General features: G+C 71.3%; 31 protein-coding genes. 14 read left to right on the top strand and 17 right to left on the bottom strand.

Going from position 1 to position 26,022, the window contains the following annotated elements; genetic code table 11:
• Positions 1 to 16 precede the first annotated feature (16 nt).
• The 4 genes from ACIA47_RS25695 to ACIA47_RS25710 are packed head-to-tail and all read right to left on the bottom strand — an operon-like array spanning position 17 to position 3,523.
• Positions 17 to 649 (bottom strand): response regulator, encoded by a 633-nt coding sequence (locus tag ACIA47_RS25695; RefSeq protein WP_396711060.1) that lies wholly within the window; start codon positions 647 to 649, stop codon positions 17 to 19.
• Complete coding sequence (locus ACIA47_RS25700; RefSeq protein WP_396711061.1) at positions 646 to 1,776, bottom strand: sensor histidine kinase; 1,131 nt, start codon at positions 1,774 to 1,776, stop codon at positions 646 to 648. The genes ACIA47_RS25695 and ACIA47_RS25700 overlap by 4 nt, the downstream gene beginning before the upstream one ends.
• Before the next feature lie 27 nt (positions 1,777 to 1,803).
• On the bottom strand, positions 1,804 to 2,622 hold the full coding sequence (locus tag ACIA47_RS25705) for an ABC transporter permease (RefSeq protein WP_396711062.1): 819 nt from the start codon (positions 2,620 to 2,622) through the stop codon (positions 1,804 to 1,806).
• 1 nt (position 2,623) lies between these two features.
• Positions 2,624 to 3,523 (bottom strand): ABC transporter ATP-binding protein, encoded by a 900-nt coding sequence (locus ACIA47_RS25710; protein WP_396711063.1) that lies wholly within the window; start codon positions 3,521 to 3,523, stop codon positions 2,624 to 2,626.
• Positions 3,524 to 3,777: 254 nt separating this feature from the next.
• Here ACIA47_RS25710 and ACIA47_RS25715 point away from each other — a divergent pair, with 254 nt between their 5' ends.
• Both ACIA47_RS25715 and ACIA47_RS25720 read left to right on the top strand, forming a co-directional pair.
• Positions 3,778 to 4,632: an alpha/beta hydrolase gene (locus tag ACIA47_RS25715; protein ID WP_396711064.1), complete on the top strand. Its 855-nt coding sequence runs from the start codon at positions 3,778 to 3,780 to the stop codon at positions 4,630 to 4,632.
• A gap of 186 nt (positions 4,633 to 4,818) precedes the next feature.
• Entirely contained in the window at positions 4,819 to 5,958 is a 1,140-nt protein-coding gene (locus ACIA47_RS25720; RefSeq protein WP_203118561.1) for a site-2 protease family protein, read from the top strand.
• 73 nt (positions 5,959 to 6,031) lie between these two features.
• Here ACIA47_RS25720 and ACIA47_RS25725 read toward each other — a convergent pair whose 3' ends face one another.
• The 3 genes from ACIA47_RS25725 to ACIA47_RS25735 all read right to left on the bottom strand — a co-directional run bounded on the left by ACIA47_RS25725 (position 6,032) and on the right by ACIA47_RS25735 (position 9,104).
• Positions 6,032 to 6,940: an alpha/beta hydrolase gene (locus ACIA47_RS25725; protein WP_396711065.1), complete on the bottom strand. Its 909-nt coding sequence runs from the start codon at positions 6,938 to 6,940 to the stop codon at positions 6,032 to 6,034.
• A gap of 143 nt (positions 6,941 to 7,083) precedes the next feature.
• Positions 7,084 to 8,355, bottom strand: coding sequence for an FAD-binding protein (locus ACIA47_RS25730; RefSeq protein ID WP_396711066.1), 1,272 nt, complete (start codon positions 8,353 to 8,355; stop codon positions 7,084 to 7,086).
• A complete protein-coding gene (locus tag ACIA47_RS25735; RefSeq protein ID WP_396711067.1) occupies positions 8,352 to 9,104 on the bottom strand; it encodes a hypothetical protein in 753 nt (250 codons plus the stop codon). The genes ACIA47_RS25730 and ACIA47_RS25735 overlap by 4 nt, the downstream gene beginning before the upstream one ends.
• A 119-nt stretch (positions 9,105 to 9,223) precedes the next feature.
• On the opposite strand from ACIA47_RS25735, the gene ACIA47_RS25740 reads away from it, so the two are divergent.
• Positions 9,224 to 9,646: a hypothetical protein gene (locus tag ACIA47_RS25740; RefSeq protein ID WP_396711068.1), complete on the top strand. Its 423-nt coding sequence runs from the start codon at positions 9,224 to 9,226 to the stop codon at positions 9,644 to 9,646.
• 33 nt (positions 9,647 to 9,679) lie between these two features.
• On the opposite strand, the gene ACIA47_RS25745 is transcribed toward ACIA47_RS25740, so the two are convergent.
• Positions 9,680 to 10,609, bottom strand: a complete 930-nt coding sequence (locus ACIA47_RS25745) for an LLM class F420-dependent oxidoreductase (RefSeq protein WP_396711069.1) — start codon at positions 10,607 to 10,609, stop codon at positions 9,680 to 9,682.
• Between the two features lie 98 nt (positions 10,610 to 10,707).
• Between ACIA47_RS25745 and ACIA47_RS25750 the strand changes: the two genes are divergently transcribed.
• The gene (locus tag ACIA47_RS25750; protein WP_112699184.1) at positions 10,708 to 11,019 is read left to right on the top strand and encodes a helix-turn-helix transcriptional regulator; all 312 of its coding nucleotides are present in this window, start codon (positions 10,708 to 10,710) and stop codon (positions 11,017 to 11,019) included.
• The gene (locus ACIA47_RS25755) at positions 11,020 to 11,550 is read left to right on the top strand and encodes an SRPBCC family protein (protein ID WP_203118548.1); all 531 of its coding nucleotides are present in this window, start codon (positions 11,020 to 11,022) and stop codon (positions 11,548 to 11,550) included.
• 47 nt (positions 11,551 to 11,597) lie between these two features.
• On the opposite strand, the gene ACIA47_RS25760 is transcribed toward ACIA47_RS25755, so the two are convergent.
• The 4 genes from ACIA47_RS25760 to ACIA47_RS25775 form a co-directional block, all read right to left on the bottom strand.
• Complete coding sequence (locus ACIA47_RS25760) at positions 11,598 to 12,635, bottom strand: hypothetical protein (RefSeq protein WP_203118546.1); 1,038 nt, start codon at positions 12,633 to 12,635, stop codon at positions 11,598 to 11,600.
• Complete coding sequence (locus tag ACIA47_RS25765; RefSeq protein WP_124771135.1) at positions 12,635 to 12,904, bottom strand: hypothetical protein; 270 nt, start codon at positions 12,902 to 12,904, stop codon at positions 12,635 to 12,637. Before ACIA47_RS25765 ends, ACIA47_RS25760 begins: the two co-directional genes overlap by 1 nt.
• A 442-nt stretch (positions 12,905 to 13,346) precedes the next feature.
• Positions 13,347 to 14,141 (bottom strand): class I SAM-dependent methyltransferase, encoded by a 795-nt coding sequence (locus tag ACIA47_RS25770; RefSeq protein ID WP_396711070.1) that lies wholly within the window; start codon positions 14,139 to 14,141, stop codon positions 13,347 to 13,349.
• Between the two features lie 126 nt (positions 14,142 to 14,267).
• The gene (locus tag ACIA47_RS25775) at positions 14,268 to 15,287 is read right to left on the bottom strand and encodes an aldo/keto reductase (protein ID WP_203118541.1); all 1,020 of its coding nucleotides are present in this window, start codon (positions 15,285 to 15,287) and stop codon (positions 14,268 to 14,270) included.
• A gap of 131 nt (positions 15,288 to 15,418) precedes the next feature.
• On the opposite strand from ACIA47_RS25775, the gene ACIA47_RS25780 reads away from it, so the two are divergent.
• From ACIA47_RS25780 to ACIA47_RS25805, 6 genes are all read left to right on the top strand, one after another.
• A complete protein-coding gene (locus ACIA47_RS25780; protein ID WP_203118531.1) occupies positions 15,419 to 16,021 on the top strand; it encodes a TetR/AcrR family transcriptional regulator in 603 nt (200 codons plus the stop codon).
• Between the two features lie 10 nt (positions 16,022 to 16,031).
• Entirely contained in the window at positions 16,032 to 16,487 is a 456-nt protein-coding gene (locus ACIA47_RS25785) for a GNAT family N-acetyltransferase (protein WP_203118529.1), read from the top strand.
• Between the two features lie 52 nt (positions 16,488 to 16,539).
• Entirely contained in the window at positions 16,540 to 16,992 is a 453-nt protein-coding gene (locus ACIA47_RS25790; protein WP_396711071.1) for a hypothetical protein, read from the top strand.
• On the top strand, positions 16,946 to 17,503 hold the full coding sequence (locus tag ACIA47_RS25795) for a hypothetical protein (RefSeq protein ID WP_396711072.1): 558 nt from the start codon (positions 16,946 to 16,948) through the stop codon (positions 17,501 to 17,503). The genes ACIA47_RS25790 and ACIA47_RS25795 overlap by 47 nt, the downstream gene beginning before the upstream one ends.
• A gap of 25 nt (positions 17,504 to 17,528) precedes the next feature.
• Positions 17,529 to 18,008, top strand: coding sequence for a hypothetical protein (locus ACIA47_RS25800; RefSeq protein WP_203118526.1), 480 nt, complete (start codon positions 17,529 to 17,531; stop codon positions 18,006 to 18,008).
• Between the two features lie 75 nt (positions 18,009 to 18,083).
• Positions 18,084 to 19,304 carry an MFS transporter gene (locus ACIA47_RS25805; protein ID WP_396711073.1) on the top strand — a complete coding sequence of 407 codons (1,221 nt, stop codon included), beginning with the start codon at positions 18,084 to 18,086 and terminating at the stop codon, positions 19,302 to 19,304.
• A gap of 6 nt (positions 19,305 to 19,310) precedes the next feature.
• On the opposite strand, the gene ACIA47_RS25810 is transcribed toward ACIA47_RS25805, so the two are convergent.
• Positions 19,311 to 19,697, bottom strand: coding sequence for an HD domain-containing protein (locus ACIA47_RS25810; protein ID WP_396711074.1), 387 nt, complete (start codon positions 19,695 to 19,697; stop codon positions 19,311 to 19,313).
• 138 nt (positions 19,698 to 19,835) lie between these two features.
• Between ACIA47_RS25810 and ACIA47_RS25815 the strand changes: the two genes are divergently transcribed.
• The 3 genes from ACIA47_RS25815 to ACIA47_RS25825 all read left to right on the top strand — a co-directional run bounded on the left by ACIA47_RS25815 (position 19,836) and on the right by ACIA47_RS25825 (position 22,671).
• Complete coding sequence (locus ACIA47_RS25815) at positions 19,836 to 20,780, top strand: RNA polymerase sigma-70 factor (protein ID WP_203118524.1); 945 nt, start codon at positions 19,836 to 19,838, stop codon at positions 20,778 to 20,780.
• Positions 20,781 to 20,862: 82 nt separating this feature from the next.
• Complete coding sequence (locus ACIA47_RS25820; RefSeq protein WP_396711075.1) at positions 20,863 to 22,050, top strand: NAD(P)/FAD-dependent oxidoreductase; 1,188 nt, start codon at positions 20,863 to 20,865, stop codon at positions 22,048 to 22,050.
• 48 nt (positions 22,051 to 22,098) lie between these two features.
• The gene (locus ACIA47_RS25825; RefSeq protein WP_396711076.1) at positions 22,099 to 22,671 is read left to right on the top strand and encodes a hypothetical protein; all 573 of its coding nucleotides are present in this window, start codon (positions 22,099 to 22,101) and stop codon (positions 22,669 to 22,671) included.
• A gap of 65 nt (positions 22,672 to 22,736) precedes the next feature.
• On the opposite strand, the gene ACIA47_RS25830 is transcribed toward ACIA47_RS25825, so the two are convergent.
• From ACIA47_RS25830 to ACIA47_RS25845, 4 genes are all read right to left on the bottom strand, one after another.
• Complete coding sequence (locus tag ACIA47_RS25830) at positions 22,737 to 22,994, bottom strand: Txe/YoeB family addiction module toxin (RefSeq protein ID WP_203118520.1); 258 nt, start codon at positions 22,992 to 22,994, stop codon at positions 22,737 to 22,739.
• Positions 22,991 to 23,266, bottom strand: coding sequence for a type II toxin-antitoxin system prevent-host-death family antitoxin (locus ACIA47_RS25835; protein WP_203118519.1), 276 nt, complete (start codon positions 23,264 to 23,266; stop codon positions 22,991 to 22,993). Before ACIA47_RS25835 ends, ACIA47_RS25830 begins: the two co-directional genes overlap by 4 nt.
• A gap of 73 nt (positions 23,267 to 23,339) precedes the next feature.
• Positions 23,340 to 25,232 carry an Imm21 family immunity protein gene (locus ACIA47_RS25840; protein WP_396711077.1) on the bottom strand — a complete coding sequence of 631 codons (1,893 nt, stop codon included), beginning with the start codon at positions 25,230 to 25,232 and terminating at the stop codon, positions 23,340 to 23,342.
• Positions 25,175 to 26,005, bottom strand: coding sequence for an NB-ARC domain-containing protein (locus tag ACIA47_RS25845; protein ID WP_396711116.1), 831 nt, complete (start codon positions 26,003 to 26,005; stop codon positions 25,175 to 25,177). Before ACIA47_RS25845 ends, ACIA47_RS25840 begins: the two co-directional genes overlap by 58 nt.
• Positions 26,006 to 26,022 lie beyond the last annotated feature (17 nt).

Consider the following 26,022-nt stretch of genomic DNA (forward strand, 5'->3'; position numbering starts at 1 on the left):
GCACCGGCCGGCACTGTCAGTCGCCGAGCAGCCAGCCGTTCTGCTCGGCGACCCGGATCGCGTCGGCCCGGTTGCGGGCACCGGTCTTGCCGATCGCCGCCGACAGGTGGTTGCGTACCGTCCCCTCGGAGAGGTGCAACGCCCTGGCCAGGTCGGCGGCGCTGCCACCGCCCCGGGCGGTCCGCAGCACCTCGGTCTCCCGCTCGGTCAGCGGGCTGACCCCGGCGGCCAGCGTCTCCGCGGCCAGCGTCGGGTCGACCACCCGCAGGCCGGCGTGCACCCGACGGACCGCGTCGGCGAGCTGCCGGGCCGGGGTGTCCTTGACCACGAAACCGCTCGCACCGGCCTCCATCGCCCGACGCAGGTAGCCCGGTCGGCCGAAGGTGGTCACCACCAGCACCCGGCAGGTCGGCAGCGCGACCCGCAACGCCGCGGTGGCGGCGATCCCGTCCAGGCCGGGCATCTCCACGTCCAGCAGGGCGACGTCCGGAGAGCTGCGTCGAGCCTCGGGCACCACCTCGTCGCCCCGGCCGACCTCGGCGACCACTGTCAGGTCCTCCTCCAGCGAGAGCAGGGCGGCCAGCGCGCCCCGGACCAGCGCCTGGTCGTCGGCGAGCAGCAGCCGGATCGGCGTGGACCCGCCGCTCACCGGGCCTCCCACGGCGCGTGCACCCGCAGCAGAAAGCCGACGCCCTCCGGCCGACGGCCGACTGTCACCACCGCGTCCAGCCGCCGCGCCCTCTCCCGCAGGCCGACCAGCCCGTGCCCGCTCGGGTCGGGAGTGGACGGGCCACAACCGTCGTCACTGATCTCGACCCGATCCGGGTGCACCCGGATCACGCAGCACCGCGCCCCGCTGTGCCGGACCACGTTGGTCACCCCTTCCCGTACCGCCCAGCCGAACAACCGGTCCCACTCCTCCGGCAGCTCCGGCAGCACGGTCGACACGTCCGCCGCGATGCCCGCCGCGGCCAGCGCGGAGCGGGCGCCGGCCAGCTCGGCGGCCAGGCTGACCTCGCGGTACGCCCCGACCGTCTGTCGTACGTCGGCCAGCGCGGCCCGGGCCAGCGCCTCCACCTCGGCGATCTCGGCGGCGGCCCGCTCCCGGTCGACAGCGATCAGACGCCCGGCCAACTCGGCCTTGATCGCCACCACGGTCAGCGAGTGCCCGAGAATGTCGTGCAGGTCGCGGGCGGCGCGGGACCTCTCCTCGGCGACCGCAAGCCGACCGATCTCCTGTTGCGCGGCCCGGAGTTCGCTGTTGCGCTGGGCCAACTGGGACACCCCGAACATGGCGAACGAGGCGAGCAGCACCGCGAAGACGATGCCGCTCTCCGCCTCCCACCCCGGCACCAGCCAGGAGGCCAGCACGGGGGTCACCGCGCAGAGCACCACCGCGGCCAGTGCCTCCCACAGCGGCAGCAGGAACACCGCCGCCGCGGCCACGTAGACCAGGGTGGCCAGCCAGTCCCCTTCGGTGCCCGGAAGGCTGGCCAGGCCCACAGCGAGCAGCAGCGCCAGCCCGGCCCGCGCCCGGCCCACCGGGATCGGCAGCATGGACTGGCGCAGCTTGCGGGCCCACTGGAACAGCAGCACGTAACCGATGCCGAAGACGACCAGGGTCACCACACCGAGGACCCGCCGCCACGGCTCCGGCTGGTGCAGCGCGGTGGCGAGCGGCACGTTGAGGAAGAACAGCCAGACGGCGGCCAGCAGCCAGCCGGTGACCCGCCAGTGGCGGCTCACCGGCCAGGGCTGCCCGGTCGAGAGGTCCATCGGGTTCACGCTAACGGTCGCGGCCGGTCAGACCCGCGCGGTGTCCCGGCGGAACAGCCGGGCCGCGCCGACGCCGAAGAGCAGCGCCCAGACGACGAGGTTCGCCACCGCCGCCAGGCTCACCCCGTCGCCGGTCAGCGGGGCGCGGGCCAGCACGCCCATGCCGTACACCGGGGTGAACTTCGCGACCTGCTGGAGCACGTCCGGCAGCACCTCGACCGGGACGAACAGCCCGCCGAACATGGCCAGCACCGCCAGGACGGGGCCGATGATCTGCATGACGTTCTCGGCCGGCGCCAGGTAGCCGATGAAGAGACCGAACGCGGCGAAGACCAGCGAGCCGACCCAGGCGGCGAGCCCGGACAGCAGCCAGACGTACGCCGGGACGCGGACGCCGGCCACGGCACCCACCAGGAACTCGATGACCACCGCGAGCAGACCGAGACTCATCGCGGTGATCAGCTTGGTCGCCACGTACGCCGCCGGGCGCAGCGGGGTGAGCCGCAGTTGCCGGCTCCAGCCCAGCGCCCGCTCGGTGGCCACCGCGCCACCGACGCTGGTGGTCGCCACCATGGCCGCGTAGACGGCCAGGCTGATCATGATGTACGCCGTCACCGGCCGACCGTTGTCCAGCGACTGCCCGCCCTGCGGCAGGCCGAAGATGAGGAAGAAGACGCCCGGCATGATCAGCGTGAACGCGAGGGTGCGACGGTTGCGCAGCACCCGGCGCAGCTCGATGCCCAGGGCGCCGGGAGCGAACCCGCCCAGCGCGGGCAGCCGACGGTCCGGCTCGGTGGCCAGGTCCGGATCGGTGACGGCGGCGCGGGTGGCGGTGGAGGTGGTCATCTCAGGCTCCGGTCTGCGCTGTGGTCAGGGCGAGGAAGGCGTCCTCGAGGTTGCGGGAGGTGATCTCGACGTCCCGGGCCGCGGTCCGGGTCAGCAGGTGCCGGGCGATGGCGTCCGAGTCCCCGGTCCGCACCAGCACGCTGTCGCCGCGCACCTCCACGGCGTCCACGCCGGGCAGCGCGGCGAGCGCGGCCTGGTCGGCACCGGGCAGGGTGGCCCGCACGGTACGGCCGGCGGCCAGGTTCTTGATCTCCGCGGTGGTGCCGTCGGCGACGATGCGCCCCTGCCGGACCAGCACGATCCGGTCGGCGTACGCGTCCGCCTCGTCGAGGTAGTGGGTGGCGAAGATGACGGTCCGCCCGCGCCGGGCGTCTCGGCGCAGGGCCTGCCAGAAATCCCGCCGACCCTCGACGTCCATGCCGGTGGTCGGCTCGTCGAGCACCATCAGGTCCGGGTCGGGCAGCAGGGCCAGCGCGAAGCGCAGTCGTTGCTGCTGACCGCCCGAGCAGCGCCCGACCACCCGGTCGGCGATATCGGTGATACCGGCCCGCTCCAGCACCTCCGCGGCCGGGCGGGTGTGCCGGTAGAAGTGGGCGGTCATCCGCACCGTCTCGCCCACTGTGAGGTCCTTGAGCAGCCCCCCGGTCTGGAGTACGGCGGCGACCCGACCTCGGGCCACCGCGTCGTCGGGGGTGCCGCCGAGGACGCGGACGGTGCCGGTGTCCGGACGGGACAGCCCGAGCAGCATGTCGATGGTGGTGGTCTTGCCCGCGCCGTTCGGGCCGAGGAACGCCACCACCTCGCCGGGCTGCACCCGTAGGCTCAACCCGTCGACAGCGGTGACCATGCCGAAGCTCTTGGTGAGGCCGTCCAACTCGACAGCCGGATGCGTACTGGTCATAGGTAAATGCTGGGGCGTCGCGGGCCTCGACTCCTGAAGCGGCCGTCACGTTCCGGCCGTGACATTTGTCAGGGCCCGGATCGCACGGCCAGGAACGGGCCGGCGAGCGAGGGCCGCGACGAGCGTGATGCCTCTGTGTCATCAATATGCCCCTGAGTCATCACGCTCGCAGCCACATCCGCCCCCGACTGAGGCATCGCGGGGGCGGCAGCGGGTAACCGCCGGGCCGGACGCCGCGACACCGGGAGGACGCGATGGGTGCCACGCCGCAGGGTCAGGTCGACACGGTCGTGCTGATCCACGGGCTCTGGATGACGCCGCGCAGCTGGGAGGGGTGGGCCCAGCGGTACACCGAGCGCGGCATGCACGTCATCGCCCCCGCCTGGCCCGGCATGGACCGCTCCGTGGAGGAGTTGCGCGACGACCCCGGCCCGATCGCCGAGCAGAGCATCGCCACGATCGTGGCGCACTACGACCGGATCATCCGGGCGCTGCCCCGACCGCCGATCATCATGGGGCACTCGTTCGGCGGCCTGTTCACCCAGATCCTCGTCGACCGGGGCCTCGGCGCCGCGGCGGTCGGAGTGCATCCCGCGCAGGTGAAGGGCGTGCTCAAGGTGCCGCTGAGTCAGTTGCGCTCGGGCTTTCCGATCCTGCGCAGCCCCGCCAACCGCAACAAGGCCGTCCCGTTCACGGAGGACGACTTCGCCTACACCTTCGGCAACGCGATGAGCCGCGAGGACTCCGACCGGGCCTGGCGGCGCTACGCCGTCCCCGGCGCCGGGCGGGTCTATTTCGAGGGCGCGTTCGCCAACCTCGACCCGCGCTCGCCGGCCCGGGTCGATTTCGGGCGTAACAACCGAGCGCCGCTGCTGCTGATGGCCGGCGAGGTCGACCACGTGGTGCCGGCGTCGGTGGTCCGCGCCAACGCGGGGCTCTACCAGAAGTCCCGGGCCCTCACCGCGTACGAGCAGTTCGCCGGCCGCTCCCACTTCACCGTCGGACAGGACGGCTGGGAGCAGATCGCCGACTACGCGCTGGACTGGGCGCTGCGTGCGGCGGCACTCCCCCGCGAGGCGACCATCGCCAGCGAAGCCCCCCGCCGCTGACCTGGGCCGGTTTGGACCACCTCGGCTCACCGGGTACAGGGCCGTGCGGCCAGGTCGATCGAAGGCGGTATACCTCAGAGGTGTATTTATGACTCAGAGGTATACCGCTCATCGGGACATCAGACGGCACCGGCCGAGCTTGGGTCAGGTCGGCATGCCCACGGTCTGGCGGGGTATCACGGTGGGATGAGGGCCAGTTTCCGGCTTGGCCGGGTCGCGGGAGTGCCGGTCGGCGTCAACTGGAGCGTGCTGGTCATCTTCGCGTTGATCGCGTGGGGGCTCGCCGCGAACCAGTTCCCCCGCTCGTATCCCGACCATTCGCCGGTGGCGTACACGCTCGCAGGGCTTGCCGCGGCGGTGGTTTTCTTCGTCGGCCTGCTCGCCCACGAGGTGTCGCACGCGGTGGTGGCCAAGCGCAACGGGCTGACAGTCGACGGCATCACGCTGTGGTTGTTCGGCGGCGTGGCCGAGTTGCGGGGCGAGCCGCGCGACCCGGGCGCGGAGTTGCGGATCGCGGGCGTCGGCCCGCTGGTCAGCCTGCTGATCGGGGCGTTCTTCGGTGCCATCGCGGCGCTGCTCGCGCTGGCCGGGCAGAGCGGGCTGCTGTTCGGGGCGGTGGCCTGGCTGGCGGGCATCAACGTGCTGCTGGCCATCTTCAACGTGCTGCCGGCCGCACCCCTGGACGGTGGCCGGTTGCTGCGCGCCGCGGTCTGGAAGGCCACCGGCGACCGGACCCGAGCTTCGGTGGTCGCTGCCCGGGCCGGCTGGGTGCTGGGTGTGCTGCTGATCGGTCTGGGGCTGTGGCAGTTCCTGTCCGGCGTCGGTTTCGGTGGGCTCTGGTTGGCGCTGATCGGCTGGTTCCTGATCGGCGCGGCCGGGATGGAGGAGCGGCAGGCCCGCACCGGCAACGCGCTGCGCGGGATTCGGGTGGGCGATGTGATGACCCCGCAGCCGCAGACCGCCTCGGCGCAGATGACTGTCGCGGACTTCGTCGACCACTACCTGTTCGCGTACCGGCATTCGGCACTGCCGCTCACCGAGGACGGCCGGCCGACCGGCCTGGTCACCGTCGACCGGGTGCGCGGCGTACCACCCGAGCGGCGGGCATCGACCACGCTGGCCGAGGTGGCCTGCCGAGCCGACCAGTTGGTCCTGGCTCAGCCCAACGAAGAGCTCAACGACCTGCTCCCCCGGCTCAGCGAGTGCGCCGACGGCCGAGCCCTGGTGGTCACCGACGACGGCCACCTGACCGGCATCATCTCCCCCAGCGACATCAGCCGCGCCGTCCAACGCAGCACCCTCCGTACCCCGACCACCTCCCGTTGATCATGGGGTTAGCGGCACGAAACGGCGACATCGGCACCGTCAACCTCATGATCAACGGAAGAGGTGGGAGGGGTCAGGAGTGGGGGCAGGTGTCTCGGTATTCCTGGATGGTTGCTGAGGCTTGGGGTGGGGGGCAGAGGAACTGGTCGTAGCGGGTGTCGTCGTCCACGAAGCGCTTCAGCCAGGAGATGCTGTACTTGGCGACAGTCACGTTCGTCGAGGTGGGCGCGGAGTGGCTGGCGTTGTTGAGTTCCAGGTACGCCTTGTCCAGCGTGGACGGCAGGCTGGTGTAGAAGGGCTCCGAGTGCGACGAGACCGGCGCCACCGAGTCGTTCTCCGCGCCGACCACCAGCGTCGGCACCCGTACGCCGGACCAGTTCTTGACGGTGTGCCAGCCGGTCAGCGGGATCGCGGCCTGCAACTGCGGTCGTGAGTTCGCCGCCGAGAGGCTGCCGCCACCGCCCATCGAGTGCCCCATCACGGCGAGCCGGTTGCGGTCGATCCGGGTACGCACGCCGCTGGTGTTGGTGAGGTAGTCCAGGGCTGCGAGCAGTTGGGTGCCCCGGCTGGCCGGCTGGTCGTAGCGGGACAACGTGTCGATCGTGATCACCACGAAGCCCTGCGAGGCGAGACGCGGCCCCAGCCAGGCCACGCTGGACTGGGTGGCGGTGTAGCCGGGTGAGATCGCCACCGCGCCGAAGGTGCCCTCGGCGGTGCTGGTCGGATAGTAGATCGTTCCGCCCCGGAAACCGCTGACGCTGGAGGCGGCGACGGTGCCCTGAGCGATGGCGAACGCGCCCCGGCTGGCCTCGATGCTGGCCACTGTGGGTGCCGGGCCGCGCTCGTACGGGCTGGCGGCGGCGTGGGCGGCCGGCGCGGCGCCCAGTCCGGCGCCGAGCACGGCCAGGGCGAGCACCCAGCGCAGACCGCGGCGGGGGCGAGGGGCGACTGGTTCGGGGGTGATGGCGGGTACGGGCTGCATGTCTCGCTCCGAGGGGTGGAGCCGACGGTCCCGGGACGGGGACCGGACGATGAGACTCATCGACAGACATCAGTGTCTGCCCCGCGTCTTCCACCCCAACAATCCCAGCCGCCCCATGCCACAGCGCTATGGCACGCGCCCGGTCACCGGGGGAAGTAGCGGTCCAGGGCGTCGGTGCGGAACGTGCCCTTCGGGTCCAGGTCGGCCAGGAGCGCCGCGAAGTCGGCGTGGCGCGGGTAGCGGGCAGCCAGCTCGGCCGGGTCGGTGACGAAGACCTTGCCCCAGTGCGGGCGGGGCGCGAAGGGCGCCAGCCGCTCCTCCACGGCGGCCACCACGGGCAGCACCGCCGCTGTGTCGTCGACCCAGGTGAAGTGCAGCACGAAGCTGTCCCGCCGGTAGTTCGGGCTGAGCCACAGCTCGTCGGCCGCCACGGTGCGCAGCTCGGAGACCAGCAGCACCGGGGCGATCAGGTCCGCCAGGTCGTCCAGGGCGGCGAGCGCGTCAGCCGCCGACGTACGCGCGACGTGGTACTCGGACTGCAGTTCGTCGCCGCTGCTCGGGGTGAAGCCGAGCTTGAAGTGCGGCAGCCGCTCGTGCCACGGGCCCGGCTCGCCGAGCTGCGGGGTGCAGTTCTCCGCCGGCATCCCGAGCACCGGGTGCCGGGGCTGGTCGGCGGCGGTGGTGCCCAGCCAGTCCGCCGGGGGTGGCGGCTGGTCGGCCAACTGCTTACGCCACACCTCGCGCAAGCGGGGCGTACGGAAGTCGGTGAAGACACTCACGCTGTACGCCGAGCCGAGCGCCTCGTCCAACGCCGTCCGGTCCAGGTCGAGGCGCACGTACTGGCGCAGCGCGAAGGTCGGCACGACGTCCACTGTGACGCGGGTGACCAGGCCGAGCGCGCCGAGCCCGACCACCATGCCGGCGAACGTGTCGGTGTCACGGTCGACCCGGAGCAGGTCGCCGTCGGCGGTGACCAACTCCAGGCCGGCGACCGCGCTGGCCAGGTTGCCGTGGGTCTGGCCGGAGCCGTGGGTGGCGGTGGCCACCGCGCCGGCCACCGAGATGTGCGGCAGCGAGGCGAGGTTCGCCAGCGCGTACCCCTGGGTGTGCAGCTGTCGGGCGACGTCGCCGTAGCGCAGCGCGCCGCTCACGGTGACCTGCCCCCGCTCGTGGTCCACCTCGACGACAGGGGGCAGCCCGGCGAGGCTGACCAGGTCACCGTCGGTGTCGCCGATACGGTTGAAGGAGTGCCCGCTGCCCACCGCGCGGATCCGGCTGCTGCCGGCGACGAGCCGGCGCAGTTCGTCGACGGAGGTGGGGCGGTGGAAAGCCTTCGCGGCGTACCGCACGTTGCCGGCCCAGTTGCGGCGCGGAACGTCAGTGGTCGACGCGGCGTGCGATCCCTGCGGGGTCATGTGGCGGTCTCCCGATCGGTGCTCTGGTGGTCGGCCAACGCGGCGACGAGGGCGCCCAGAACGGTATCCGTCTGGAACGTGTTGTAGCCACGCTGGGCGATCGGCAGACCGGCCGTGGTGGCGCGTTCGACCTCCCCCCGGGCCGCCTGCCGGGCCGACGCGTCCCCGGACATCAGCGCGTCCTGGCCGCGTCGGATCAAACGGTCGACCCGGTCCATCTGGTAGCCACGCAGGCCGACCGGGAGCTCCGGGGCCTCGAAGGCGGCGCGACGCAGCGCGAGCAGGTCGAGGAAACGGCCGCCGGCATATTGGGTGAGCGCGGCGGACACCTGCTCGGGCTGCTCACGGACCTGGTCGAGGACGAGCAACTCGACTGCGGGTCGGCCGTCGAGCGGATGGCGGGCGGTCACCGGCTCAATCGTCACACCCGGCACGGGCACCAACAGCAGTCGCGGCGGCTCCGGATGGCCGTCGCGCCGGGGCGGCTCGTCGAGGACCAGCGCGTCGACCTCCGCCCACTGGACCTCCCGGCGCAGGCCGGGCCGCCGGATGGTGAGCCCGTCCGCGTGGATCCCGAATCGGAACGGCCGCATCGCGCTGACCAGCGCCACCGCGCCGAGCGCGATCGCCCCCACCGCGATGATCGTCCGTAGCAGGGCGCCGTCGCTGGGATAGACCAACAAGAGCACTCCACCGAGTACGCAGACCAGGGCGAGCACGCGGGCGCCCCGACTCCGGCGCAGTTCCACGCTCGGACCCCCGTTCATGACCGTGGCGTCGGTCCCCGCATCTTCCGCCAAACCAGGCACCGAGGACACTGGTCGATCGGGCACGGTTGTTCTCGTCATCGTCGGGGAACCCTACGCCCATGAGCAGCTACCGTGATCCGGCCCTGCGGGGCGACGTGTTCCCCTCCGAGGAGGAGCTGGACCCCACCGGCACCGGAGTCGAGCAGGCCAGCCCGCCGCCGGCCGGCGGGTCTCCGAGCCACCCGTCGCCCACACCTGGCCCTCGGCCCACACCGGCACCCCCGCCCGCCCCGACGCCGGTGCCGGCACCCGGCCCACCGCCGCGCGCCCCCGGCGCACAGTCGATCGTGACCCGTCACCTGGACGGTTCGGTGGAGGTGGTCACCGACCTCGATGGTGACGGCGTCGCCGACGTCGTCCAGATCGACGTGGACGGTGACGGAATCCCGGACATCACCTACGTGGACAGTGACCGCGACGGGCAGCTGGACACCGTGCTGGGCGACCCGAGCTCGGTCGGCACGGGCGCCCACCGGGCCTGACCGGCGGCGTCGTCCCACGCTCACCCGGCCGACTCAGAGCTTCGCCATCACCTCGCTGGCGACCAGCTCCAGGTGCTCCAGGTCGCTGAGGTCCAGCACTTGGAGGTAGAGCCGCTCGCTGCCGATCTCGGCGTACCGGCCAATGGTGTCCAGCACCTCGGCGGGTGTCCCGGCCAGACCGTTGGCCCGCAGCTCGTCCGGTTCGCGGCCGATGGCGGCGGCCCGGCGGGCCACCTCGGCGTCGTCGCGCCCGCAGCAGAGCACCAGGGCGTTGGACCAGACCATCCCGGCCGGGTCCCGGCCGATCTCGACGCAGGCCGCGCGGACCCGGTCGAACTGCGCCGCCGTGTCCGACACCGAGGCGAACGGCAGGTTGAACTCGTCGGCGTAGCGGGCGGCCAGCCGAGGGGTGCGCTTCGGGCCCGTTCCGCCGAGCAGGATCGGCGGACGCGGCTGCTGGACCGGCTTGGGCAGGGCGGGCGAGTCACGGACCGGGTAGTACCGGCCGTCGTGGTCGAACCGCTCCCCCGCCGGCGTGGCCCAGAGCCCGGTGATGACGGCGAGCTGCTCCTCCAGCCGGTCGAACCGCTCGGCCAGCGGCGGGAACGGGATGCCGTACGCGCTGTGCTCCTCGGCGTACCAGCCGGTGCCGATGCCCAGCTCCACCCGGCCGCCGCTCATCTGGTCGACCTGCGCCACGGTGATCGCCAGCGGGCCGGGCAGCCGGAAGGTGGCGGCGGTCATCAGCGTGCCGAGCCGGATGCGGTTGGTCTCCCGGGCCAGACCGGCGAGCGTGGTCCACGCGTCGGTGGGGCCGGGCTCGCCGCTCACGTCGCCCATCATCAGGTAGTGGTCGGACCGGAAGAACGCGCCGTAGCCGGCGTCCTCGGCGCAGCGGGCGACGGCGAGCAACTGGTCGTAGCTGGCACCCTGCTGGGGCTCTGTGAAGATCCGAAGTTCCATGATCCGAGCATAGGGAGCCGATCGGCGGTGTCGCCTCGGGACGGCGACTGTAGTCGTATGCTTTGACAGTCATATGACGGAGAAGGCATATTAGACGGGTGTCCACCGACGCCTTCACCGTCCTCGCCGAGCCCACCCGGCGCCGGATCCTCGATCAGCTCCGCGACGCCGAACGCAGCGTCGGCGAACTGGTCGACGGGCTCGGGGTCAGCCAGCCAGCCGTCTCCAAACACCTGCGGGTGCTTCGCGACGCCGGCTTCGTCACCTGCCGGACGGCCGCTCGACAGCGGATCTACCGCCTCGACCCGGGCCCGCTGCGGGACGTCGACGGCTGGCTCGACCCGTACCGGCGGCTCTGGGCCCGACACCTGGACGCCCTGGAACGGCACCTCGACAGTCAGGAGCAGTGAATGGACCGCGACGCGTTCCGCCCGAGCCCACCCGCCGACGTGCGCGCCGAGCCCACCGACGCCGGCGCGACCCTCGTCCTCGTCCGCGAACTGCGGCATCCGCCAGCCACCGTCTGGGCGGCGCTGACCGACCCGGCTCAGCTCGCGCAGTGGGCGCCGTTCCTCGCCGACCGCGATCTCGGCAACGCCGGCGCCGCCGTGCTCACCCTCGTCGACGGCGAGACCACCCAGGAGCACCCGGCGACGGTACGCCGGGCCGAGCCGCCGCACCTGCTGGAGTACACCTGGGGCGACGACCTGCTGCGCTGGGAGTTGAGCCCGCTGGGCAGCGGCACCCGGCTCACTCTGCGGCACACCGTCGCCGACCGGGGACTACTGCCGATGGTCGCGGCCGGCTGGCACCTCTGCCTCGACGTGGCCGACCGGTTGCTCGACGGCGACCCGGTCGGCCCGATCCGCGGCGCGGAGGCCAAGGACTACGGCTGGCCCGAGCTGCGCGACGCGTACGCCGAACGGCTCGGTGAGGGCTGACCGGTGCGGTCCCGGCGGCCCCGGAGCCCGGAGCCGCCGGAAACCGGTCAGACGTACGGCCGCTTGGCGTACGCCTCGCGGAGCGCGGCCAACCCGGTCGCCTTCGGCGTCAGGGTGCCCCACCCGGAGTTGAAGTAGTTGGTCCGCACGATCCGTGGCCCACGCTCCGCGTTGAGCTGGGCGATCGCCGGCGGCACTGTGGCGATCCAGGCCGCCTGGTCCGGGATCTCGGCCGACCTGACCCCCCACTCGGCGATGATCACGGGCCGGGACAGCGCCACCGGACCGAGATCCGCCACCGCCCAGTCCTTGGTGCGACGAAACCGGGCCAGCGCGGTGTGGCTGGCGTTGGTGCCGTACGCGTTCCACTGGAGGTAGTCGAGGCGGGACATCAGCGACTCCGGGTGGGTGCGCTGAAAACAGGCCCGGTCGAAGCCCCCCAGCCCCACCGAGAAGGTCGTCCCGGCCGGCAGCGTCCGCGCCTTGAACCACGTCAGGATGTAGTTCATCGCCTGCACGGCCCGAGCGTCCGACTCGGCCCAGTCGTACGCCTTGCCGTCCTCGGTGGTGCCGAACTCGTGATCGGTGTCCAACTCCGAGGCGAGCTGAATGTTCACCCCGAAGCCGAGCGTCCGGTACTGCGACAGCGCGCGGGCCAGCAACCCGTCGCACTGCCCCTTGAGCACCTGGCTGTACCCGTACGCCTTCGGCCAGGTCGTGCCGGGTCGCTGCTGGATGGTCATCGTCGGTGCCGGCACGGTGTAGCTGGTGCCGTCCACAGCGAAGCTCTGCGTTCCCTGGCTCGGGGCGCCGTAGTGCTTCAACTCCAGGACCATGTTCATCTGCACCCCGGCCCTGCCCAGGTTGACCAGCCAGGGCCGGTTGTAGCCGGGGAAGATGTAACCATCGGCGAGGCTGCGGTACTGGGTGAGGGACCGGAAGTTGCCGCCCGCCATGTCAGCGGTCGGATCGGCGCCGCCGGAGAGGTAGTAGCCGCCGAGCACGGGTTGGCCCAGGCTGTAGTCGGCGGCGGCCGTCGCGGTGTTGCCGGCAGCGTCGCGGACCTGGACGGTGACCCGGGGCATCACGCCACCGACCGGTACACGGCCACGGAGCCGTTGTCGGAAACCCGGGTCCAGGTACGTCCGGAGTTGTCGGTGACGGTCACGGTGAGCGGGTCGATGACCGCCGTGACCTTGACCGGCGCGCTGCTGTTGCCCTGCGCGTCGGTGACCACGATGGTGACGGTCAGCGGTTTGGTGTCGGCGTCTGAGTAGGTCACGGTCAGCAGCATCTGGGCACCCGGCGTGAAGACGGATGCGTTCAAGGCTGCGGTCGCGGTGGGAGCGGCCATGTCGGGCCCTTTCTGGCTCGGTCGCCAGGGCTCGGCGCGCTGTCGAGCGACGCCGGACCTGGCGGGGTCCACAGTGCGAAAGGCCGGCGGGGCACGGGGACGGCCGGCACGGCCGGCGGACGGCGTTGCCTGACTGCCGGTGGTGCTGACGTCCTTGTCCCGATGGGCGGAGGCACCGCTGCGGGCGCCCGCAGGGGTGTCGGTGGCAGCCGCGGCCCGTCGTACGCGCGATCGGCACGGCAGCTGTGCCGTGACCGCCACGGTTTCGAGGCCGGGCTGGGTGAGGGCGGCACCGGTGCGGACGATGTTGTCCCCGCCGGGCCGGAGGATCGGGATGTGGCCCGCCACCCGTCCACCTCCACCTGTCCCAAGGGTGCTCTACCAGGGGCTTTACCGTCTTGTCCGGTTTGCGACATGACCCCGCGGGGCTCGGTCGCGACGGCTACTCGGGCCTCGTGCCCCGCACGGCCCAGGCCCGCGCGGTGAGCCGGATCGACCCGTCCGGCTCGACCGGCAGCCGGGTGGCCAGCGACTCCCGCAACGCGGCCCGGTCGGATTCGGCCAACGTCGCGACGTACCCCGGCGCCGACCCCTGACCGCCGAGGAACGGTGTCCAGTAGTCGGCGAAGTCGGTGAAGGTCGTCGGTACGTCGACCGGCCGGACCGCCACGTCCCGCAACCCGGCCTGCTCCCACAGCGCGCGGAGCGTGTTGGGCTGGCCCACGGTGGTACGTCTGCCCTCGTCCCGCTCGACCGAGGCCGGGTCGAGCTGGGCGGCGGCGGCCCAGAAGTGCCGCATCATCGCCATCCCCTCGGCGTAGTCCCAGACGTAGGCGGCCACCAACCCGGCCGGCCGGACCACCCGGGCGAACTCCGCCACCGCCCGTGCGGGCTCCGGCACGAAGTTGAGGGTCAATCCGCTGACCGCCACGTCCACGACGCGATCGGGCAGTGGCAGCGCCCGCGCGTCACCGACCTGGAAGGCCGCCCGGGGGTCGGTGACCCGGGTACGCGCGACCGCGACGAACCCCTCCGACGGGTCGATGCCGGTCACCCGGACGGGATCCGTGGTGGTGAGGATCGTCGACGTCAGCGCCCCGGTGCCGCTACCCACGTCGAGCCAGTGCCTCCCCGGCGGCACGGCCAACCCGCGCAGGAAGTCCACCGCGACGAGGCGGCTCCACCGACCCACGTACGCCTCGTACGCGTCACCGTTCGCCCACACCGGCTGTGCCATCCCGGCACGATACGACAGACCAGGGCTGTCGATGCCGACGTTCAGTCGAGGTGGTCGGCGGGGGCGGTCCGGAGCAGCCAGGCCAGCGGCATCCGTGCCCGCGCGCCGTCCCGATCGACCGAAGGCTCAGCGACGCCGCCGCGCCGGGTCGAGGAGCGCGGGCGGGGTGTCGAACTTCTCGTGGGCGGCGAGGTCGACCCCGGGTGCGACGATCGCGTCGATGGCGTCGAGCACCTCGGCGGGGAGCACGGTGTCCGCGGCGGCGAGCTGGGCGTGCAGGTGGTCCATGGTGCGGGGGCCGATGATCGCACTGGTCACGGCCGGGTGCGCGGTGACGAACCCGAGGGCGAGCTGGATCAGGGTGAGCCCCGCCTCGTCGGCGACGGTGGCCAGCTGCTCGACGGCGTGGAGCCGGGCCTGGTTGGCCGGGACGCTGAGGTCGAAGCGGGCGGGCAGGAGCGCGGAGCGGCTGGTGGTGATCTCCCGGCCGGCGCGGATCGCACCGGAGAGCCAGCCCGAGGCGAGCGGGCTCCAGGCGAGCACGCCGAGCCCGTACTGCTCGGTCACGGGCAGGACGTGGGCCTCGATCCCCCGTTGCAGGATCGAGTAGCTGGGCTGCTCCGTGACGTAACGCCCCAGGTGGTGCTCCCGCGCGGCCCACTCGGCCTGCACCAGCCGGTACGCGGGAAAGGTCGAGGAGCCGAAGTAGCGGATCTTTCCGGCCCGTTGCAGGTCGGTCAGCGCCGACAGGGTCTCCTCGTCGCTGGTGGTCGGGTCCCACCGGTGGATCTGGTAGAGGTCGACGTGGTCGACGCCGAGACGGCGCAGGCTGTTGTCCAGCTCGGTGACGAGCCAGCGGCGCGAGCTGCCCCCGTGATTGCGCTCGTCGCCCATGGGCATGCCGGCCTTCGTGGCCAGCACGATGTCGTCGCGGCGGCCGGCGATGGCCTTGCCGACCATCTCCTCCGACTCGCCCTGGCCGTACATGTCGGCGGTGTCGATCAGGTTGATCCCGGCCTCCAACGCGGCGTCGACGATCGCCGTTGCCTCGTCCTGGGTGGTGTGCCCCAGCTTGCCGAAGTTCATCGCGCCGAGCGCGAGGGTGCTGACCTGGACGCCGGTGCGCCCCAGAGTGCGGTACTGCATGACTGTTCCTCCACGGAAGGGTGAGTGGCACTGGCCCACCCGCTCTGGCATCCTGAGCAAGTGGAACCATGTTCCGCTAAGAAACATACGGAACATCGTTCCGTTTGCCAAGTGATGGGGGTAACAGCGCGGTGGCCGACATCGACAGCGGATCGGGCCGCTCGACCCCGCGGAAGCGGGCCGACGCCCGGCGCAACGAGGCGACACTGCTGGACGCCGCCGCTGCGGCCTTCGTCACCTCGGGCGTGGACGCGCCCGTACGCGACATAGCCGCCCGGGCCGGCGTCGGTGTGGGCACCTTCTACCGCCACTTCCCGACCCGCGCCGACCTCATCGTGGCCGTCTACCGGCACCAGGTCGAGGCGTGCGCGGAGGCTGGGCCGGCGCTGCTGGCCGCCAGCAGCTCACCGCACGCCGCTCTCGCCCAATGGATCAACCTCTTCGTCGACTTCCTGGTCACGAAGCACGGCCTCGCGGCAGCGCTCCAGTCCGACAACGCGGCCTTCGAGACGCTGCACGCCTACTTCCTGGACCGCCTCGTGCCGGTCTGCGGCCAGCTGCTCGACGCCGCTGCCGCAGCGGGCGAGATCCGCCCCGACGTGACCGCCTTCGAGTTGCTGCGCGGTGTCGGCAATCTCTGCATCGGCGCTGGTGAGCCCCGCTACGACGCGCGTCGCATGGTCGAACTCCTCGTCGCGGGGCTACGCGAACAGCAGAGCGCCGGGCCGCGATAGCTTGCTGATCATGGCGGACTGGAAGATTCGGCCGGCCTCGGTCGCGGACGTCGAGGCGGTGGCCGAGTTGCGGGCGGTGGTGCTGCGGGCCGATCTGGAGCGGCTCGGGCGCTACGACGACCAGCGGGTGCGGCAGCGCCTGCGGGACGGTTTCGCACCGGCGTACACCTGGGTCGTCGAGGTGGACGGCGCGTTCGCCGGCTGCGTGGCGCTGCGCCCGGGCGCGGACGCCCACTGGCTGGAGCACTTCTACCTGGCCCCGCGGCTACAGGGCAGCGGCATCGGCACTGCCGTGCTGCGCGAACTGCTGGACCGGTGCGACCGCGACGGCACGCCGGTCCGGCTGAACGTGCTGCGGGGCAGCCCGGCCCGACGGCTGTACGAGCGGCACGGTTTCACGCTCGACACCGAGGATCCGGTGGACGTGTTCATGATCCGCACCCCGAACCCGACCGGAGCGCTCTGACTGACCGAAACGCCGACCTGTGTCTGTGGATTAATCACTCTAGCCTTGATCTATGTCTTCACAGGGCTCTGGTGACAGGGAAGTCTCGCCAGTTGACCGGCTTCTGGCGGGCACGCGACGGCACTCAAAGCCCGTCTTCTGGGTTGCCACCGGTGTCGAAGCCCTCGCCGCTGCTTCGACTCTGGCGTCCAAGACGCCGGATTGGGTGGCGAGTGGCCTTCTCGTGGGTGTCCCCGCGGCGGCATTTGCAACCCACCTTTGGAGGCAGAATCGTCTGCTGCGGGGGCAGGTACAGCAGCTGTACCAGTTCGACCGAAGATACCTGCATTACAGCTCTCGGCACATTTACCGTGCAGCACCGTCGACCGATTTCTGGGCGGTCACGAAGATCATTGAACGCAGGATCGTCGCTCTGCGCCCCGTCCGATACTTCACCTGGTCGAACGTCAGGCGGGCGGATGACGACATTTCCTACACTTTCGGCGGTCGTTCCATCGGTGCATGATAGATGGGCACAACGAACTGGTAGCGGCCGGTGCACCTTCCTGCCGCTCTACAAGAAAGCAGCCGCCCTGGCGTTCCGCATCGAGTTCGATCCGATGCTCTCTCCGGGTGAGGAGGTCTCCATCTCCATGCGACTTGAGATCCCACTGGCGACGACGGGGACTTTGGAAGCGTTACGACGACGTCCCTTGTCCAAAGTCCCGACCCCTGGTGAGGCTGAGTTCAGCGCGATCGATATCAGTTATCCCGTCGACGACTTCCTCTTCGAGGTGGTCATACCCGATTCCCTGCGAAGTCGACGGCATGGCCTCCAGGTGCTGGCCGGGGACAATGAGATGACGAACGAGACGCAGCACATCAAGCGACAAGGGCTCTTCACCATCGATCACTCGCTCGTCGATGAGAAGTCAGCTGTAATTGCAAGCCTCAAGCGCTCCCAGCCGCCGGTGCGGAGCACGTACCGGATCCATTGGGAGGTGCCCAGGGCCGAGGAACTGGGTGCGGTTGTCTAGAACCGTGTCAATGTAACGTTGACAGATGACGTCGGAGCTGGCCCGGTTGGCGGAGGTTCGCGCTACCCGCGCCCGCCTGGACGCGCAGGAGTTGGAGATCATCGACCGCGCGCGCCACGACGGGGCGACGTGGGCGCAGATCGCGACGGCACTCGGCCTCGGCAGCCGGCAGGCCGCCGAGCAGCGTCGACAGCGGCTGATGGCGGCGCGATCGTCGCGGCGGCGGCGGCTCGACCTCCGGTTGCCCCCGCAGATCGCGGCGCTGCGGGCGGCGGTGGCCGACCTCGGCCGGTGGATCGGTGCCGATCAGCGGTGGGACAGCCGCTTTCGTCGAGCGGCACTCGTGCGGAGCACTGTGGACGCCGCGCTGGACGCCGCACCGGGCTCGCTGTACGAGTTGGCCCTGCACCTCGCCACCGACCTCGCCGAAGCGGGTGAGCGACTACCCGCGCCCGCTCGAACCGCCGCGACGAGGCTCGACATCGCTCTGTCAACGACCCGTTGACAGCAAGCGGCGGCATTGCTTGCGTTCCGCTCAAGCTTAAAGATGTGAGTCACCTCGACTCAACTCGGAGCGCTCATGCGTCGCAACGCGAGCCTGTTCGTGGCGATCTCCCTGCTGTCCGGCTTCGGCAGCAGCGCGATGTCGCTCGTCGCCGGCATCTGGATCCTGGACCTCACCGGCTCCACCAGCCTCGCCGCTCTCGCCGGCCTCTGCGTGTACGCCCCGGTGCTCGCCGGCCCGTGGCTGGGCGGTCTACTCGACCGGGCGCCCCGGCGGCCGCTGGTCATCGCCGTCAACCTCATCCTGGCCGCCGCCCTGCTGACACTCCTCACCGTGCGAGGGCCGGGGCAGACCTGGCTGATCTTCACCGTCTCGTGCGCCTACGGCGTCAGCTACGTGCTGATCGACGCCGGAGAGACGGCGCTGCTGCCCTCGGCGCTCGCGCCGACCGAACTCGGCGACGTCAACGGGTGGCGCTCCAGCGCCCAGGAGGGCATGAAGCTCGTCGCTCCCCTCGCCGGGGCCGGCCTCTACGCGTGGCGGGGCGGCCCCGCGGTCGCCGTGCTCAGCGCGGCCATGCCGGTCCTGGTCGCCGTCCTGTACGCGGTGCTCCGCCTCAACCGGGCACCCATCGACCAGTCCACCGAACGCGGCGGCGGCCCGCGTACCGGATTGGTGGTCCTGTTCGGACAGCGGGCGACACGGCTGCCGGTCGTGCTCGCGGCGGTGTCGATCGCGATGTCCGGCTTCACCACGGCGGGGATCTACGCGGTCGTCGTCACCGAACTGCGCCTGCCGACGACGTTCCTGGGCGTGCTGGCCAGCGCGCAGGGCGCCGGCTCCATTCTCGGTGGCGTGATCGTCGGCCGGCTCGTCGCGGCGAGAGGTGCCGGTGCCGTCGGTGTCGCCGGGACGGCGCTGTTCGCCGTCGGCTGCCTGGCGCGTTGCCTGCCGTGGTGGCCGGCCACTGTCGTCGGGGCGGTGGTGGCCGGCGTCGGCCTGCCCTGGACCCTGGTCGCGGCGGTGACCGCTGTGCAGACGCACACGCCGTCGGCGCTGCTGGGACGGGTCTCCGCGACGGCCAACACCGCGATGTTCGGACCGCTCGTCGCGACGATCCCGCTCGGCTCCGCGGCCGTCCACCTCGGCGCCCGCCCGACGCTCATCGCCGCCGCGGCGATCTGCCTGACAGCCGTGGTGGTGGCCACGTTCCACCGCCGGTCGACGCCGTCCGACGAGACGCCGACCGCGCCGGCGCCGCGTCGAACGGCGGGAACGGGCCCGGCGAGCCGCTGACCGGGGTCAGCCGCGTACCGGATGGGTTGCCTGGAAGGCGAGCCGGCGGTCGGCGTCGGCGGCGATCCGGTCGAGGATTTCGTCCAGGTCGAGGAAGACCGACCACCGCTCACGGCCGGTGACGCCGGCCAGCCGGTCGACGAGCAACTCTTCCAGGTCGGTGATCCGCTTTCCCTTCCACACCTTGTCGGCCACGCTGACCAGCAGGTCGTCGACGTCGATGCCGTCCCGGTGCCAGGACGCGTGGTCGCGCGCGAACCGGGCCGACGACTCGGCGACGCCGTGCTGGAGCAGCAGTTCGTAGCCGGCGGCCTCGTGCGCGGACCCGGGCCCGGACAGCTCATCCGGGTGCCGGACCTTGCCGATGTCGTGGGTGGCGGCGCCGAAGAGCACCGCCTCACTGCCGCTGGCGCTCGTGCTGCTGTGGGCCGGGGTGATCTTCTACGCGGGTCGCGGGAGTCGACCCGGGTTTCCGGCCCAGGCACGAGCCAGCTCTGAACCGTTCGCCGTGCGCCCGGATACTGTCTAGCCATGCCGCTCAGTCCGGACGAGGTCGAGCTGTTCGAGCACTCCAGGGCCCGCCTGGAGGCGATCGCCTATCGCCTGCTGGGCTCGGCAAGCGACGCGGAGGACGCCGTCCAGGACACCTTCCTGCGCTGGCAGGGCGCCGACCGGGAGCACGTCGAGACGCCCGAGGCGTGGCTGACGAAGGTCCTCACCAACGTGTGCCTCAACCAGCTGACCTCGGCGCGAGCCAGGCGGGAGACCTATGTGGGCACGTGGCTGCCCGAACCGGTCCTCGCCGGGGACCGGATGCTCGGCCCGCTCGACACCGCCGAGCAGCGCGAGTCGGTCTCGATGGCGGTGCTCACCCTGCTGGAGCGGTTGTCGCCCAACGAACGCGCGGTATACGTGCTGCGGGAGGCCTTCGGCTACTCGCACGGTGAGATCGCCGAGATCCTCGGCATCACCGAGTCGAACTGCCAGCAGACCTACCGGCGCGCCAAGCAGCACGTCACCGCCGAACGGGCCCGCGCGGAGGTCGACCGGGCCGCCGCGCGGAAGATCGTCGCGGAGTTCCTCACCGCGGCCAACAACGGCGAGATCCAGCGACTGGTGGAGTTGCTGACCGCCGACGCGACGAGCACCGCCGACGGCGGCGGCAAGATCCCGGCCCGGGCCGCGCCGATCGTCGGCGCGCTGGCGGTGGCGAAGTTCCTGCGTGGCCTGTTCAAGCCCGCCGACGTCAAACGGGACCTGGTCGGTGGCAGTCCGGCCATGTACGTCACCACCGCCAACGGCGCTCCGGCGGTGGTGGTCGTGATCGACGACCGGGTCATCGGCGTGATGTCCCTGGAGGTGACGCCCGAGGGTGTCACGGCCATCCACAACCAGGTCAACCCCGACAAGCTCGTCCGTGCCACCCGGCAGTGGTCCGCCTCGGAGCACGAGGAGCCCACCCTCCACGTCTGGTGATTCAGCTCATAGCCGACCCCTGTCAGGAATCGCGGCGCTGTCCGGTTCAGGAAGCGACCACCACCGAGACAGGAGTGCCACCATGAAGCACCGAATCGTCGTCCTCGGAGCGGGGTACACCGGAGCCATGGCCGCCGGGCGCCTCGCCAAGCGGCTGCACCCGGACGACATCGAAATCACCGTCGTCAACGCCGACGCGGATTTCGTCGAGCGGGTCCGCATGCACCAACTCGCCACCGGGCAGGACCTCAAACCACGCCCACTGAGCAAGGTCTACGCCGGCACCGGCGTCAAGCCTCGGCTGGCCCGGGTCACCGCCGTCGACGCCGATCGCAGGACCGTAGCGCTCGCCGACGACAACGGCACCGACGAGATCACCTACGACACGCTCGTCTACGCCCTCGGCAGCGTCACCGCCGACCATGGCGTCCCCGGGGTCGCCGAGCACGCGTACGACATCGCCGGAAGGCCCTCGGCGCTGCGGTTGCGCGACCGCCTCGCCCACCTCGCGGCAGGTGGGACCGTGCTCGTCGTCGGCGGGGGCCTCACCGGCCTCGAAGCGGTCACCGAGATCGCGGAGGCCCGACCGGACCTCGACGTCGCGCTCGCCGCCCGCGGCGGTCTCGGCGACTGGCTCAACGGCAAGGCGCAGCAGCACCTGCGCGGCGTCTGCGACCGGCTCGGCATCACCGTGTACGAGCACACCGACATCGCGCGGGTCGAGGCGGCCGGCGCGGTCACCCGCGACGGCCGGGAGATCCCGGCCCAGGTGACGGTGTGGACGACAGGCTTCGCCGTGCACCCCATCGCCGCCGCCACGACCCTGGCGGTCGCGGAGACCGGGCAGATCATCGTCGACGCCAGCATGCGGTCGGTCTCACACCCCGAGGTGTACGCGGTGGGCGACGCTGCGATCGCCGAAGGACCGGGCGGCAAGCCGTTGCGGATGTCCTGCGCCTCCGGCATCCCGATGGCCTGGCAGGCCGCCGACGCCATCGCCGCACGCCTGACCGGTCGGGCGAAGTTCCCCAAGGCCCCGCTGCGCTACTTCAACCAGTGCATCAGCCTCGGCCGCCGCGACGGCATCATCCAGTACGTGACCGCCGACGACCGGGCCAGGCCGGCCCAACTCACCGGGAAGCTGGCGGCCCGGTACAAGGAGTTTGTCTGCACGGGCGCCGCCTGGAGCATCTCCCACCCGGTGCTCTACCCGGTGCGACGCCACCGCGTCGTCCCGACCCGATCGGAGATCCGCACCGGCGTGTCCTGATCGGACGCCCGCCGGCCCTAGGCTGTCGCAATGGCGGCGGAGCATGTGGTGATCGACCTCGACGAACACGAGCACGATCATGAGCCGGCCGAACGCAGCGGCAACCCCCAGGGAAGTGCCGCGACCAGGCGGAAGGTGCTCCTTCAACTCGGCACCGCCTTCGTGATCGGTGTGGTGCTCGGCGGCATCGGTGTCAGTGAGTTGCGAGACTCTCGTGCACAGCGCGAGCGCTCCACTGTGGTCTCCCTCGTGGCCCTACCCGGATCGGGCTATTCGGGAGGCTCAACCAGCAGGGGAACCGTCCTGCTGAACGGCCAGCTGACACTGATCAACACCGGCCCCGCGCCGATCACGATTCGCACGGTTCACGCGGAGAGGCCGGGCGTCCAGGTCCGCGGTATGGGCCTGGGCCGGCTGGTACGACCCGGTGGCACCGGCCAGATTCTCGTCGACCTGGAATTCGAGTGCTCGACCGCGTTCCAGCCGGAGCCGTTGTCGGTGCGGTTCTCCGTCGAGACCGAGGACAAGCGGCTCAGAGAGGTGCGCTACCCCATCGCGCTCGTCGGGAGCCCCTGGCAGGAGAACGCGCTGAGCATGTGCGAGCCCCCGCTGGACTCATAGCCGGGGGGCGCCGCAACTCCCGGAGGCTCGTGGAAGCGCGAGGACCTGTCGGCGCTGCGAAGGCGCTAGCTGTCACCGTAGTGGTACCGGCAGGCGATGATCTCGACGTCATCCTTGGTGATCCGGTACACCAGCCGGTGTTCACGATCGATCCGGCGGGACCAGAAGCCGGACAGCTCTCCCCGAAGGGGCTCCGGTTTTCCGATGCCTTCGTACCCGTTGCGTATCACGTCCGCAATGAGGTCGTTGATGCGTTTGACCAACTTACGGTCGGTGTGACTGAGGTACTGGCTCCACGCAGTCGTGGTGAAGACCAACCTCATGCGACGTCTCGCACGGTTGCCGGGTCGATCAGGTCATGCTCCGCCGCATCATCGCCCTCCAACTCTTTGATCGATCGACGCAGGGCGGCGGCGTTGCTCGGGCTCCGCAGGAGGTATTCGGTTTCTTTCATCGACTCGTACTCGGCGAGCGGCACGATCACCACTGGTTCGTGGCCCGACCGGGTCACCACCACTTCCTCGGCGTCGTTGATGACACTGTCGAGTTCGGCGGCCAGGTTTTGCCGAAGTTGGGTGAAGTTCACGGTTCGCACGATCACCTCCGTACAGGTACAGAAAACTGTACCTCAACCGGCGATGGGGGCGGCAGAAGTCCGGCCGTGGCGTTCACGCTGACGTCGTCTGGTCAACCAGTTGAACCAGCATCAGCGCCGTCCTCGTGTCGGGTTGCACAGAAGCGGTGCGGATCAGGTAGGTGCCAGCAGCCACGTCGACCGTGAGGTGGGTGGTGTGCTCCAGCCCGTCGCCGGTAAATCCGGAGTCGAACAACTCGGCTGGCCCGCTGGTCGTCCACGTACCCGCGTCTTCCCAGTCGGCGATCTCGACCGCCCGGGGAACGAGGCGGACGACCTCTGCCTCGGAGACGGCGTAGAGCCACCGCACGAAGATCCGCCGGTCCGGGAGGTACGTGGTGGAGGCGGGTTCGTCGGCCAGAACGAGCGCCTGGTCGGCACCGACGTCCAGCACCCCGGCGTAACCGTCGACCTGGCAGGCCCGGCCGTAGTCACCCCAGGAGTCATCGTCGTCCACCGACGCGCCCTCCCACTCGTCGAGCGCCGTCGTCGGCACCACGATGAGCGGCCCGCCGCCCGAATCGACCCACGGCAGCTGGCTGACCGGCCTGCGCGTACGAGCGAGGACGCCGGCCAGGTCGGTCATGTCGGTCACGATCGCGTTGGCACCGGCGGCGGCGAGGCCTTCGGCCTTGCCGGGCCGGTTGGCGTACCCGACACAGGCGACACCGGCAGCTCGGGCTGCGGCGATGTCGGTGATCGAATCACCGACCAGCACAGCGGCACCCGGTGCGACGTTCAGCGCTTGTAGTGCCTGCACAACCGGCACCGGGTTGGGCTTCAGCAGATCGGGATGCTCACCTCGGCCGATGACAGCGGCGAAGTAGCGGGCCCGGTCGCGGCGCCCGAGGGCTCGGCGCCAGGCGGCACGGGTGGCGCCGAGGTCGCCGAGCGCCCGTTGGCTGCCGCCGAGATTGACGTACGTGCTGGCTTCGGCGTACCGGTCGTTGACCTGCGTGAAGAGTTCGAGGGCGTGCTCGTAGCAGGCGATAGCGCGCCGGTAGTCCCCGAGTTGGTGGTGGGCGTGGCCGAGGCTGTCCCAGGTGTCGGCCTGCCCCTGGACGTCGTCCACCTCCCGCAACATCCGCAGCGCCTCGCCGCACGATTCGAGGGCGTGGTGGTAGTTGCCGAGCAGCGCTTCCTGCCAACCGACAGCGTTGAGGGTGTACCCCTGCCCGGCCCGGTTTCCGTTCCCCCGGAACAGGGCCAGCGCCCGCCGGGAATGGCGCAGCGCCTGCTGGTGCTGCCCCTGCCGCTCGGCCAGTTGACCAAGGTTCAGGCAGGTGTGTGCCCGTCCGGCGTCGTCGCCGACGTCGGTGAACAGGTCGAGTGCGCGCCGCAGGTGGTCGTCGGCCTCGTCGTACCGTCGGAGCCGGGAGCAGGCGAGACCGAGGCTGCGGTGCGCGTGGCCCTGCCCCGCCTGATCCCCGATGCGGGACGCGGCGGCCAGCGCGATCTGTTGCGTGCCGAGCCAGTCCTGCCAGTGTCCCTGCCGGTGCAGGAAGCCGGCCATGGTCCAGGCGAGCCGCCAGGCGTGCCCCTCGAACCCGGACCGCGCCGCGAGCGGCACCGCGGCGAGCAGGACGGAAACCTCGGTGGTGAACCACGCCGCGGCGGCCGACCGGCTCCTGGGGCGCTCCGGCGTCACGCCCGCCGGGGGTGGCGGGAGGCTGATCGCGCTGAAGTGCGGGTGCAGTGCCAGGTCGGCGGCGTGGGCGGTGTGCAGGCAGTGGTCGAGCAGCCGGTGCATGGCGGCCCGACGCTCGGCCGGCGGCTCAGTCTCGTCGGCGAGGCTGGCGGCGTACGCGCGCAGCAGGTCGTGGAACGCGTAACGCCCGTAGGTGTGCTCGGTGAAGAGATTCGCTCGGGTCAGCTCGGTGAGCAGGGGGCCGGTCGCCTGCCCGTCGACGCCGGCCAGGCTGGCCACGGCCGGGGCGAGACGTCCGGGCCGGGATGAAGGCTCAGCAGCCGGAACAGCCGCGCCGCGGGTGGGCTGAGCGTCCGGCACGACCAGGAGAAGACCGCCCGTACGTCGGTGGTCTCGTCGCCTGCGCGGAAGGCGTCCAGGTCACCCAGTTCGCCGGCGACGGCGGCCAACGAGAAGTGCCGGTTGGCGGCGGCTCTGGCGGCCACGATGGCCAGGGCGATGGGCAGCCGCGCGCACCGGTCGGCGATCATGTCGGCGGCGGCGGGTTCGGCGGCGACCTGGCGCTCCCCGAGCCGGCGGACCAGCATGTCGCGGGCTTCGCCGGGGCTCAGCAGGTCGAGGGGCACCGGTTGGGCGCTTTCGGTGACGACCAGCGGAATGAGCTGGTCGCGGCTGGTGACGATGGCGAGGCAGTCCGGTGAGCCGGGCAGCAGCGGCCGGACCTGTTCCGCGTCGCGGGCGTTGTCCAGCACCACCAGCAGTCGCTTGCCCGCCACCGTCGTGCGGTACAAGCTCGCCATCGTGTCCGGGTCGCTGGGCATCCGGGCCACCGGAACGCCGAGCGCCTCCAGGAAGCCGTGCAGCGCTCGCGCCGGTTCGGTCGGTGTGGCCGCCGGGTCGAAGCCGCGCAGGTTGACGTAGAGCTGCCCGTCGGGAGAGCGCTCGGCCGCACGGTGCGCCCAGTGCACGGCGAGGGCGGTCTTGCCGACGCCGGCGGACCCGGACACCACGACGGCGCCGCCCCGGTCGACCAGCGCGTCGAGGGCCGCCAGCTCCGCGTCGCGTCCGG

The organism is Micromonospora sp. NPDC051227, assembly GCF_044455385.1.
Taxonomy (GTDB): Bacteria; Actinomycetota; Actinomycetes; order Mycobacteriales; family Micromonosporaceae; genus Micromonospora.

Coding starts and splice junctions, on each gene's coding strand:
- ACIA47_RS25830 (WP_203118520.1), bottom strand. CDS start 22,994: ATGAGGTTGGTCTTCACCACGACTGCGTGGAGCCAGTACCTCAGTCAC.
- ACIA47_RS25755 (WP_203118548.1), top strand. CDS start 11,020: ATGGACCGCGACGCGTTCCGCCCGAGCCCACCCGCCGACGTGCGCGCC.
- ACIA47_RS25785 (WP_203118529.1), top strand. CDS start 16,032: ATGGCGGACTGGAAGATTCGGCCGGCCTCGGTCGCGGACGTCGAGGCG.
- ACIA47_RS25800 (WP_203118526.1), top strand. CDS start 17,529: ATGACGTCGGAGCTGGCCCGGTTGGCGGAGGTTCGCGCTACCCGCGCC.
- ACIA47_RS25745 (WP_396711069.1), bottom strand. CDS start 10,609: ATGGAACTTCGGATCTTCACAGAGCCCCAGCAGGGTGCCAGCTACGAC.
- ACIA47_RS25790 (WP_396711071.1), top strand. CDS start 16,540: ATGTCTTCACAGGGCTCTGGTGACAGGGAAGTCTCGCCAGTTGACCGG.
- ACIA47_RS25710 (WP_396711063.1), bottom strand. CDS start 3,523: ATGACCAGTACGCATCCGGCTGTCGAGTTGGACGGCCTCACCAAGAGC.
- ACIA47_RS25760 (WP_203118546.1), bottom strand. CDS start 12,635: ATGCCCCGGGTCACCGTCCAGGTCCGCGACGCTGCCGGCAACACCGCG.
- ACIA47_RS25765 (WP_124771135.1), bottom strand. CDS start 12,904: ATGGCCGCTCCCACCGCGACCGCAGCCTTGAACGCATCCGTCTTCACG.
- ACIA47_RS25770 (WP_396711070.1), bottom strand. CDS start 14,141: ATGGCACAGCCGGTGTGGGCGAACGGTGACGCGTACGAGGCGTACGTG.
- ACIA47_RS25795 (WP_396711072.1), top strand. CDS start 16,946: ATGACGACATTTCCTACACTTTCGGCGGTCGTTCCATCGGTGCATGAT.
- ACIA47_RS25700 (WP_396711061.1), bottom strand. CDS start 1,776: ATGGACCTCTCGACCGGGCAGCCCTGGCCGGTGAGCCGCCACTGGCGG.
- ACIA47_RS25820 (WP_396711075.1), top strand. CDS start 20,863: ATGAAGCACCGAATCGTCGTCCTCGGAGCGGGGTACACCGGAGCCATG.
- ACIA47_RS25740 (WP_396711068.1), top strand. CDS start 9,224: ATGAGCAGCTACCGTGATCCGGCCCTGCGGGGCGACGTGTTCCCCTCC.
- ACIA47_RS25815 (WP_203118524.1), top strand. CDS start 19,836: ATGCCGCTCAGTCCGGACGAGGTCGAGCTGTTCGAGCACTCCAGGGCC.
- ACIA47_RS25775 (WP_203118541.1), bottom strand. CDS start 15,287: ATGCAGTACCGCACTCTGGGGCGCACCGGCGTCCAGGTCAGCACCCTC.
- ACIA47_RS25730 (WP_396711066.1), bottom strand. CDS start 8,355: ATGACCCCGCAGGGATCGCACGCCGCGTCGACCACTGACGTTCCGCGC.
- ACIA47_RS25720 (WP_203118561.1), top strand. CDS start 4,819: ATGAGGGCCAGTTTCCGGCTTGGCCGGGTCGCGGGAGTGCCGGTCGGC.
- ACIA47_RS25805 (WP_396711073.1), top strand. CDS start 18,084: ATGCGTCGCAACGCGAGCCTGTTCGTGGCGATCTCCCTGCTGTCCGGC.
- ACIA47_RS25715 (WP_396711064.1), top strand. CDS start 3,778: ATGGGTGCCACGCCGCAGGGTCAGGTCGACACGGTCGTGCTGATCCAC.
- ACIA47_RS25705 (WP_396711062.1), bottom strand. CDS start 2,622: ATGACCACCTCCACCGCCACCCGCGCCGCCGTCACCGATCCGGACCTG.
- ACIA47_RS25725 (WP_396711065.1), bottom strand. CDS start 6,940: ATGCAGCCCGTACCCGCCATCACCCCCGAACCAGTCGCCCCTCGCCCC.